Origin of the sequence: Cyanobium sp. A1C-AMD (assembly GCF_024346495.1) — a bacterium.
Taxonomy (GTDB): Bacteria; Cyanobacteriota; Cyanobacteriia; order PCC-6307; family Cyanobiaceae; genus Cyanobium_A; species Cyanobium_A usitatum.
Genome location: NZ_JAGQDB010000087.1, coordinates 1 through 9,289 on the forward strand (window position 1 = coordinate 1; position 9,289 = coordinate 9,289).

The window sequence follows — 9,289 nt, forward strand, 5'->3', positions numbered from 1 at the left end:
CACTCAATCCCAAAACCACTAAATAACCAAATTTGCCACCCCTTGCTCTGGGGGGTGGGGCTCACGGCCGCTGACACCCTGTTGCTGCTGGCGCTGCAGCGCATCGGGATCCGTCGCCTTGAGGCTCTTGTGATCGCCTTGGTGGCATTGGTAGGCGGCTGTTTCGCAGTCGAGATGCTGCTGCTCCAACCCAATTGGAGCCAGGTGGGCCTGGGATTCATTCCCCAGGCCGCGAGCCTCAGGGACGGGCAGCAGCTGTTTCTGGCGGCCGGGATTCTCGGGGCCACGGTGATGCCCCACAACCTCTATCTGCATTCCTCGTTGGTGCAGTCCCGCCGCTGGAGCGGCGGCCAAGTGGCGCAGCGCAGGGCCCTGGCTTTCAGCACCTGGGACACCCTGATCGCCCTCAGCCTGGCCTTTCTGATCAATGTCTCGATCCTGGTGCTGGCCGCCGGCAGCTTCTACGGACGGCTACCGCAGCCGGTGACGGACCTGAGCGAGGCCTACCGGCTGCTGACGCCGATGCTGGGCACCTCTCTCGCCAGCGTGCTGTTCGGGGTGGCCCTGCTGGCGGCGGGACAGAGCTCGACGCTCACCGCCACCATGGCCGGCCAGATCGTGATGGAGGGGTTCCTGCAGATCCGGCTGCCGGACTGGAAACGGCGGCTGCTCACCCGAGGCCTGGCCCTGATCCCGGCGATGGCCACGGTGATCCTGTTCGGCGAGCGGGCCACCACGAATCTGCTGGTGCTGAGCCAGGTGGTGCTTTCGCTGCAGTTGCCCTTCGCGGTGATCCCGCTGGTGTGGTTCTGCGGCCGCCAGGGCCTGATGGGCGATCTGAAAGCACCGCTCTGGCTGCAGGCCGCGGGCTGGATCTGCGCCAGCGTGATTGTGCTGATCAACCTCTCGATGCTGAGCGCGGTGCTGCGGGGCGTCTGAACCGTTGACAACGGCAGCCTCTTTAGTCCCATGACGAGCAAAAAACACTGGGACACGATCTGAGCATCCAAGGCCACTGAGTCGTTGAGCTGATGCCAGAGGCACCACGGTGACCAAGCGACTGGATGCCTGGAGCATTTCCCACCACAAGCTGCAGCAAACCGCGCTCCAATCCCACGAGTGCGGAGACACCGATCAGGGGCAACACGCCCCAGGGGAAGCGCAGCAGCAGGGTCAGCGACATGAAGATCAGGAAGACTGCAAGGGCATCGAGCTGGCCAGTGTTTTCCCCATTTGGGCCTGCTCTGATGGCTGGTCAGCGACACCAGGTCAGCGAGGTGCTGGACTTCTGGTTCGTGCAAAGCCGGCTGCGCCAGTGGTTCGCCAAGGACCCGGCCTTTGATGCCCTCCTGCGGGAACGATTCCTGGGCCTGACACGGCGGGCGATCGCCGGTGAGCTCGATGCCTGGAATGAAGAGCCGTCCCGAGGCCTGGCGCTGGTGCTGCTGCTGGATCAGTTCCCGCGCCAGTTCTGGCGCGACACCGCCATGGCCTTCGCGGGCGATCTCCAGGCCCTGGCGCTGAGCCTGATGGCTGTGGAGCGCGGCCGGCTGGAGGCCGAAGACGAGCAGGCAAGGCGGCAGTTCTGGCTGATGCCGCTGATGCATTCGGAAGACCTGGCAGAGCAGGAGGCGGCACCTGCCGCTGTTCGAGCGGTTCAGCGATCCCCGCACCGCCGACTTCGCCCGCCAGCACCGGGATGTGATCGCCCGCTTTGGCCGCTTCCCCCACCGCAATGCTGCTCTGGGGCGGGTGTCGAGCGCGGAGGAGCTGGCCTTCCTGCAGACGCCGGGCTCCCGCTTCTGAACCGGCTCAGCGTTCAGCCGGGGAAGGCGGTGGCAGCCACTGGGGCGCGCAAGGCTGCCAGCCCTGCTGGCGCTTCTGGGCCCAGAGCTTGATCGCCTGCTCTCGCGTCAGCTCCCTGCGCTTTTTGAGCAGCGGCGGCTCACCGCCGGTCATCACCTCCCCGAAGGTCACCTCCAGGCTCTGACTCCAGCGGTCGTAACGCATTGGCCTGAAGTGCAGCACCTGGCGACCGTCGCTCAGCCAGCCTTCCTGGGGCGAGAGCGGCGGTCGCTTCCGGTCACCGACGTGCATGGGCCGCTCAGGCCACCTCCGGCGCCCAGCCCTGGCTCCGGGTCATGTCGTCGGTCCAGCCCTGACAGCGGCTGGTGAGGTGCTCACCATGGGCGATCAGACCCTGATGCAGCTGGCAAGTGAGCACCGGGATGCAGTTCACTCCCGCGTGGTGGCGAAACCAGTGGCAGGTCATGCAGACCTTGCGGCTGCGGGTTTTGAGCAGCACCTCGCTGTCGAGGTAGGGCCACTCCTCGATCGGGGCTTCAAGCCTGGCTGCCAGGGCTGCCGGCCGGGACAAGGAGACGCCCATGAACCACTCAAGATGCGTACACCTGTACTAGCGCGGTTGTCTTGGTCTGGCTTGCTCAGCTCGTCCGCTTCAGGGGCAGGATGCGCACCCGCCGCCGGCGTTCATCGGCGACCACCAGCGCCCCTTGCTCGATCTCGGCGCCATAGGTCTTGAGCAGTGACAGCACCAGCGTGCCGATCGCCTCGGGCAGGACATTCAAGCAGCGCACCTGAAGCACGCTCGGCCCATCGGCACCGCTGAGGGCCAGCATCGTGCCGAAGTCCAGGTCGTGCGTGAAGACGGCGTAGCTGTTGGCGATCGCCCACTGCATCAGGACCGTATCCGGTGCCCTTGGATCGCCCACCTCCGACCAGTGCACGGCTTCATGACCTGCGGCCCGCAACAGGGGGATCCATTCGGTCGAGAGGTTCATGTCGACCAGGAGCCTGGCCATCAGCTCAGGACCAGCGCCTCTTCTCGCTCTTCCATGCGCCAGGCGGCGTACGCCAAAGCCTCATCGATGTCTGCCGCTTCCAGCTGCGGGTAGGCCTGCAGGATCCGCTCGCGGCTGCTGCCGCTGGCGATCAACCCCACGACCGTGCCCACCGTGATGCGCAGCCCGCGGATGCAGGGCTTGCCACCCATCACGGCGGGATCGTGGCTGATGCGGGGAAACGCCATGGGCCAAGCGTAGGCAGAAGCCGCCAACTTGCCCCCTTCAGGAGAGGGGCTGGGCAGCTCAGCCGGACTGAAGCTGGTGTTGCACCAGGAACGTCTCAATCCAGTCGTGGTGGCACTTCTGGTTGATCCGATCGGCGATCGTCACCGCCTCCTCGGGCACCTGGAACCGCTTGCGGAAGGCCCGGGTGAGGCTCTCCAGCTGGGGGCGGGGGAGAGCCCGCAGCGTGCTGTGGAGGTGCTGGATCGTCTCGGCATCGAGGGGGATCTGGCCGCAGTCGGCGTGGGCTGATGGCGGTGGCGTCGGGTCCGTGGCTTGGGTGCGGCGCTGAGCAGCGGAGGCAGCGGCGGCGGCGGGAGAACCAGCCTCCGGCCGGCTCAGACAAGACCGCTGCCCACCAGGCCGCTGGGCCCCATCACCCTGGCCCGCTGCACTGCTGACCTCCCGCTGGCGCTTGTCATAGAGGGCAAGGCCAAACGGGTTCCCGAAGGTCATCAGGGCCCGCTTCATCGCGTCGGTCTCCGCCTCCTTGAGGGCAGATTCATGGGCCTGCCCCAGATCGACGTCGATGCCGTGACCGGCACCGCTGCCCTCCCGAATCAGGGGTGTCAGCCCACCGGCGGTGACGGTCACGCGGACGCGGGCGGTGTAGGTGACGCCCCAGCCGGGCTTCTGGTCCCTGCCGATCGAGCGTTCGGCCTGGGCGACGCAGCGGACCGCGATGGTCTGCCGCTGCCAGCCATCGAAACCAAAGATGCGGTTGGCCTCAGCCACGGCGAACCACCCCTCGACATAGGCGACCTTCCCGCGGCCCTGCTCCCGCTGGCGGACGTTGGCCCGATCGAGCGGGGCGGAGAGCGCCGCGAGCTGCTCGGGGGAGAAGCCGGCAGGCGGAGCCTGGGGGGCTTCCTGTGGTGGTGAAGGTACCGAGGCTTTTGCTGGAGCCTCCTCGGCGCGGTCAGTTGAGCGGATCAGCTCCAGGGCCGAGGGCGGCCTCTGGCTCGGTCGAGGAGGAGCGGGGCGGCTGGTGGTGCGGGCCCCGTTGGCGGAAGGAGCGGCGACGGTCATGGCGATGGAAGCGAAAGGGTGTGAGGAGGGGAGGGGGCCCCAGCTGCTCAGCCAGGACCCGAGTTGCATGGGGCATGTGCCCCGCTCAACAGATGCGCCAGGAGCGGCGGGAGAGGAGCTGGGCGCCGGGGATGAGCTGGCCGGCTTTGAGGGCGTCCTTGATGGCGGCCTTGTCTGGCTTGCTGGTGGTGGAGAAGCTCAGCCACTGGGAATCGAGGGCGTCCTCGTCGTCGATCTCGACGGCCTGGGACTTGCGGGAACTGAGCTCGTGATTCGGAAAGGAGAACCGGGTGGCGGTGGGCCGCAGCCGGGTGAGGACCAGGACCAGGGAGTCCTCGAGGGCGTCGGCCCGGGAGGCATCGGATCGAGAGAGCTCAGTGAGACGCTTGGCCTGCTGCTGGCGGTAGGCGGCCTGACCGCGCAGGTGCTCGATCACCCAGCAGGTGGCATCGGCCTTGGCGGAGAGGGCCGCCTTGTTGCCCTCTTCTGCCAGCAGGGCGGCCTCAAGCTCGGCGAGGGCCAGGGCGCGCTGCTCGGGGTCATCCGTTTCCAGCTGCTCGGCCAGCTGGCCGATGGCGGTGGTGAGCTCCTGGGCCTCGATGCCCAACTGCCAAAGGGAGCCGGAGCGCTGGAGGGAACAGGCAGGACCAGAGGTATCCGGGGGCGAGGCAGGGGCGGCAACGGTGGGGATGGTGGTGAGAACAGCCATGACGGTGAGAGAAGGGATAGGGAATGGAGCAGGAGGCGCCACAGAACGCCGAAGGGGGTGATCAGGAGCGGGGAACACCAGGCGGAACGGCCCAGAGCCCGGCCGACGTGCTGACCTCGGCCACCGAGATCGGCACCGGCGAACGGAAGGCCATCCGGCGGGCCTGCTGCACGAGCGAGGCGGTGCCAAGGCCACCTGGGAACGCCACCACCAGCACCGAGGCGATCGAAACCGGGGAGGTGTGGGCCACGGCCCGGGCAATGGCCTGCTCGAGCAGCTCCCGATTGCGGATCGGCCCGGCCGCCCGGCCATGCCGCTCCCACCTGGCAGGCATCACCACGGACGACCAGCCCAGCTGATGGGCCGCGCGGCCAATGGCGGCATCCGCACCACGGGCTCCGCCATGGAGCAGCAGATGCACCAGCCGGCCGCCGCTGCGGGCCAGCAGCTCAGCCGCCACACGCTGATGAGGCCAATCCAGATCCCGGCCGCCCCCGGCGGCGATCACCAGAGAGCGAGCCGGGACAATCTCCGGCCGCGATGGAATACATAAAGCCATGGATTCAGTTGCCAGAAAGGACAACTGATCGGGGCATCACAACTGCTCAGCGATACGCAGGGGTGATGGCGAGACCAGGGGACGAGGTTGCCGCCGGCGATGGGCTCAGGGCCTTTGGCGCAGACTCCATCTTACCAGAACGCTTGCACTATTAACCCGGCAAAAGCCAGCTGCAGCCCTGAATCTGACCCAATCTCCTTGGGGCGCCGCTGAGTCAGATCCTCCTGTTCGGCCATTACCTGGGCCCAGGACTTTCAGGCTCTCCAGCAACATCAACCGGCATCAGAAAATCCCTGGCACCGCAGCCGCGGGAGACACCTTCTGCCCCACACCCATGCCCGGAGGGCAGCGGAGGGCGGCGGCGGCTGTCTGACGTCAGCCACGGCACCGCCGTGGCAAGTTCAAGACGGCCGCCGCTGACCGAAGCGTCTTGTCAGCGCAGCCAGGTGACGCCGCCATGCCGGCTGCGATGGCAAGAGCTCTGTGGACAGAGTGTCAGAAACTCGCGTAGGCTTCTGACACAACAGAGCACAACAAGACCCGCCGAAGTGCCATGGCCGTGCTGAGCGAGCAGATCCTGGAGGCCGCGGGCAAGCGCCCGGAGGGATCCCTGCTGGCGGCCAAGCAGTTCCTGGCGCTGGGCAAGCGCGATGCGGTGGACCAGGCCCTGCGCCGCCTGGCGGCTCGCGGCCAGCTCGTGAAGATCACCCGCGGCCGTTACGCCCTGCCCGTGCGTAGTCGCTTCGGGACCAGGCCACCGTCTCCAGAGGTGGTGATCGCCCAGTTCAACCAGGAGGGTGGGCAGCAGTTGGTGAGCAGTGGTGCCGCCGCGGCCAACGCTCTCGGCCTCACCACCCAGATGCCCGTGCAGCAGACCTATCTATCCCGCAGCCGCAGCCAGAAGCGCTACGCATTCGGGAAGCAACAGGTCACCATCCGCCCTGCAGCAGCCTGGAACTTCCTGCTGGCCGATCGCCCGGCCGGCCAGGCGATCCGTGCCCTGGCCTGGCTTGGCCCTGATCAGGCCTCAGAAGCACTGCCGCAGCTCCGAACCGTGCTGCCGCCTCAGGAGTGGGAAGCCCTGCTCTCCGTCCGTGCCGAGCTGCCCCTGTGGCTGGCGGAGCTGCTCAGCGAACAGGCTCAGGAGCCTCTGGAGGCTCGTGGCTGAGTCCTGGTTTGCCCTTGCCGAAGCGGACCAGAAGGAAGCCCTGGCGGTTGCTGCGGCCGAATCCGGTTGGCCTGCTTACCTGCTGGAGAAGGACATCTGGGTGGTCTGGGCCCTGCAGATCCTTGGGGCAGACCAGCAACTTCTGCGAAGCCTCACCTTCAAGGGGGGCACCTCACTTTCCAAGGCCTACGGGTTGATCAATCGCTTCTCAGAAGACGTCGACCTCACCCTCAACATCCAGCACCTGTGGCCGGAGGTCGACCTGGCACCGGCAGTCAACCCAAGCCAGGCCGACAGGCGCCGTAAGGCCGCCGACAGCAAGCTCAAGCAATGGATCAAGGAGATCCCTCTGCCACTGCTTCAGGGGGCAGCCGCGTCCGCAGGACTCCCGGTGGAGCTGACGCTGAAAGCAGAGCAACCAGGGCGCCGGCTGCCACCCACGATCGTTCTTCACTACTCACCTCTGATCGAGGCGCCAAAGGGCAGCTCCGGTTATGTGCGTCCCACGGTGCTGCTGGAGTTCGGTGCGCATTCCACCGGTGAACCGCATGGGCCGATGCCTATCACCTGCGAAGCAGCGACCCATCTGGGGATGCTCGACTTCCCGTCTGCCAGGCCACTGGTGATGGATCCGAAGCGCACCTTCTTGGAGAAGGCCGCAGCGATCCATGTCTCCTGCCGCAGAGGCCGCTGGGGCAGCGGGGAGGGCGACCGCTACTCACGGCACTGGTATGACCTTGATCGCCTGGCCCGTGCAGGCATCGCGGAGGCAGCCATCGGCGACCGTCTTCTCGCCGCAGAAGTAGCTCAGCACAAGGAGGACTTCTGGCACGTCACGGATGCCGAAGATCAGCCCATCGACTACCACCAGGCCCTCAGCGGCAACCTGCAGCTGATACCGACCGATGCCGCCCGTCAGGCCCTGGAGTCGGACTACAGGGCCATGGTCGACTCGGGGATGCTGCGCGGAGAGTTCCCAGGTTTTGCGGAGCTGCTGGAGCAGATCAGCGAGCTGGAGGAGCAGTGCAATGCCATTGCTCGATCCACCGCCTGACGAGGGGACCTCATACAGCAGGGGAACAGCTGGTGCCGCAGCAACCTCCCTCTCCCGCAGCGGTTCAGCAAGGCATCGAACTTCACCTGCTCCTGCCGGGCTCGGTTTCGCAGGCACTACCGGATCGACACGACCGAGTTGGTCTTCACAGCAGGGCTTCCAGGTAGGGCGTCATCACCCTCTGCATTCGCTGTGTCTTGGCCTGACGCCAGAGCTCATCGACATTCAGTCGCCGCTGACTGATGGCATCCCGCAGGGCTTCTAGAACCGGCTCCATGCCAAGCCGATGGCGATGGCGGAAGCAGTCGACCAGTGTTTTCTCCACTCCGTAGATCGGCAGGCGGATCGGACCGGAGCGGTGCGTTTCCAGCTGCAGCTGATGCAGCGCTGGCTGCACTTGGATCACCTTCAGCTGTGGGACCTGGAGGGTGGGGCGATGGGTGCCCCGGGGCAGGCTGATCCAGACACTTCGGGGCTGCTGCGTTCCCAGGCTGTGTAGTCGCAGGGCCGTGAGCAGACAAAAGACCGCCTGGGGCACCCGCTTGGCGACGATCTCCAGATCGATGTGCTCGCGTACGGCTGCCGCTGGCAGGCCGTAAAGCCCCCGCTCCAGCCGCGTGAGCTGGCCGCTCTGGCATAGCCGCGCCAGGGTCGAGCGATCGACACCGGCCGCGGCAGCCTCCTGGGTCCGCAGGATGCCGCGGCGACGGACGAGCGCCAAAGCCGTTTGTTGCCTGCTAAGCAGGGGCTTCATGCACCCATCGTGCGACAAAACCTTCGCACCTGCTTTTAGAGGGGGTGCTCTTGTCGCAGAAGTGGTGGTCGCGGCATTGCGTTCTGGTTGGAACGGGTTGGGTGCCTGGTCCGCCAGGCGCCTTCAAAGAGGCTCAGCGCCTTCGCTGAGGATCGCTAGATAGGCGTCGTAGGCAAAGAGGCGGTTGCGCTGCCCGCCGGTGATCTCCCGCGCAATGCCCAGGTCCACCAGGGTCTCTAGGGCCTTGGCTGCCGTGGGGAAGCTCAGGTCGCAGACGGTGCTGAGCTGTATGATGCTGTTGAGCGGGCGCCGGCACAGAGCGGCAAACACCTGGCGAACGCTGGGGCCTGAACGCCCCAGGCCGCTCAGGCGAGCCTCATCGGCGCGGAATAACGCCAGCAGCCGGTGTGCGGTAGTGACGGCGGCCGTCGCGGTGCTCTCGACGCCTTCCAGGAAGAAATCAATCCAGGCTTCCCAGTCGCCGTTCTCGCGGATGCCATTGAGGAGTTCGTAGTAGCGGCTGCGGTGCTGCTTGAAGAACAAGCTCAGGTAGAGCAACGGCTGCTGCAGAACCCCGGCATCGATCAGCATCAACACGATCAGGAGCCGGCCCAGGCGACCGTTGCCGTCCAGAAACGGGTGGATGGTTTCGAACTGCACGTGCGCCAGAGCGGCCCGGACCAGCACCGGCAGGGCATGGGCTCCGTCAGGCGTGCCATGGATGAAGTGCTCCAGCTGCCCCATGCACGCCTCCACCAGTCCCGGGGGTGGCGGCACGAAGCTGGCGTTGCCGGGGCGGGAGCCGCCGATCCAGTTCTGACTGCGGCGGAACTCCCCAGGCAGCCGGTCGGCTCCGCGGCTCCTGGCCAGCAGCCGGGCGTGGATCTCCCGCAGCAAGCGGGAGGAGAGGGGGAAGCCCTCCCGCAGCCG

General features: G+C 66.6%; 13 protein-coding genes and 1 pseudogene. 5 read left to right on the top strand and 9 right to left on the bottom strand.

The window, feature by feature from the left end; all coding sequences use genetic code 11:
- From KBY74_RS11975 to KBY74_RS13890, 3 genes and pseudogenes are all read left to right on the top strand, one after another.
- A partial coding sequence (locus KBY74_RS11975) for an Nramp family divalent metal transporter (RefSeq protein ID WP_254942899.1) occupies window positions 1–939 on the top strand: 939 nt, incomplete at its 5' end.
- A 308-nt stretch (window positions 940–1,247) separates the two neighbouring features.
- A pseudogene (locus tag KBY74_RS13885) lies at window positions 1,248–1,589 on the top strand (DUF924 family protein); the annotation flags it as partial.
- Between the two features lie 112 nt (window positions 1,590–1,701).
- A complete protein-coding gene (locus KBY74_RS13890; RefSeq protein ID WP_370525789.1) occupies window positions 1,702–1,806 on the top strand; it encodes a DUF924 family protein in 105 nt (34 codons plus the stop codon).
- Window positions 1,807–1,812: 6 nt separating this feature from the next.
- Here the strand turns inward: KBY74_RS13890 and KBY74_RS11985 are convergent, their stop codons facing one another.
- The 7 genes from KBY74_RS11985 to KBY74_RS12015 form a co-directional block, all read right to left on the bottom strand.
- Window positions 1,813–2,097, bottom strand: coding sequence for a DUF1651 domain-containing protein (locus KBY74_RS11985; RefSeq protein ID WP_197169824.1), 285 nt, complete (start codon window positions 2,095–2,097; stop codon window positions 1,813–1,815).
- Between the two features lie 7 nt (window positions 2,098–2,104).
- Window positions 2,105–2,389, bottom strand: a complete 285-nt coding sequence (locus KBY74_RS11990; RefSeq protein ID WP_197169825.1) for a galactose oxidase — start codon at window positions 2,387–2,389, stop codon at window positions 2,105–2,107.
- A gap of 55 nt (window positions 2,390–2,444) precedes the next feature.
- On the bottom strand, window positions 2,445–2,822 hold the full coding sequence (locus KBY74_RS11995; protein WP_197169826.1) for a DUF5615 family PIN-like protein: 378 nt from the start codon (window positions 2,820–2,822) through the stop codon (window positions 2,445–2,447).
- On the bottom strand, window positions 2,822–3,049 hold the full coding sequence (locus KBY74_RS12000; RefSeq protein ID WP_197169827.1) for a DUF433 domain-containing protein: 228 nt from the start codon (window positions 3,047–3,049) through the stop codon (window positions 2,822–2,824). Before KBY74_RS12000 ends, KBY74_RS11995 begins: the two co-directional genes overlap by 1 nt.
- Before the next feature lie 58 nt (window positions 3,050–3,107).
- Entirely contained in the window at window positions 3,108–4,115 is a 1,008-nt protein-coding gene (locus KBY74_RS12005) for an RAD52 family DNA repair protein (protein ID WP_254942900.1), read from the bottom strand.
- Window positions 4,116–4,200: 85 nt separating this feature from the next.
- Window positions 4,201–4,824 (bottom strand): siphovirus Gp157 family protein, encoded by a 624-nt coding sequence (locus KBY74_RS12010; protein WP_254942901.1) that lies wholly within the window; start codon window positions 4,822–4,824, stop codon window positions 4,201–4,203.
- 61 nt (window positions 4,825–4,885) lie between these two features.
- Window positions 4,886–5,383, bottom strand: a complete 498-nt coding sequence (locus tag KBY74_RS12015) for a DUF2493 domain-containing protein (protein ID WP_254942902.1) — start codon at window positions 5,381–5,383, stop codon at window positions 4,886–4,888.
- 553 nt (window positions 5,384–5,936) lie between these two features.
- On the opposite strand from KBY74_RS12015, the gene KBY74_RS12020 reads away from it, so the two are divergent.
- Together KBY74_RS12020 and KBY74_RS12025 are read left to right on the top strand one after the other, a co-directional pair.
- Window positions 5,937–6,551, top strand: a complete 615-nt coding sequence (locus KBY74_RS12020; RefSeq protein ID WP_254942903.1) for a DUF6088 family protein — start codon at window positions 5,937–5,939, stop codon at window positions 6,549–6,551.
- Window positions 6,544–7,605: a nucleotidyl transferase AbiEii/AbiGii toxin family protein gene (locus KBY74_RS12025; protein ID WP_254942904.1), complete on the top strand. Its 1,062-nt coding sequence runs from the start codon at window positions 6,544–6,546 to the stop codon at window positions 7,603–7,605. The genes KBY74_RS12020 and KBY74_RS12025 overlap by 8 nt, the downstream gene beginning before the upstream one ends.
- A gap of 145 nt (window positions 7,606–7,750) precedes the next feature.
- Here the strand turns inward: KBY74_RS12025 and KBY74_RS12030 are convergent, their stop codons facing one another.
- Together KBY74_RS12030 and KBY74_RS12035 are read right to left on the bottom strand one after the other, a co-directional pair.
- On the bottom strand, window positions 7,751–8,326 hold the full coding sequence (locus KBY74_RS12030) for a type IV toxin-antitoxin system AbiEi family antitoxin domain-containing protein (protein ID WP_254942905.1): 576 nt from the start codon (window positions 8,324–8,326) through the stop codon (window positions 7,751–7,753).
- A 156-nt stretch (window positions 8,327–8,482) separates the two neighbouring features.
- On the bottom strand, window positions 8,483–9,289 hold an 807-nt coding region (locus KBY74_RS12035; RefSeq protein WP_254942906.1), incomplete at its 5' end, for a Fic family protein.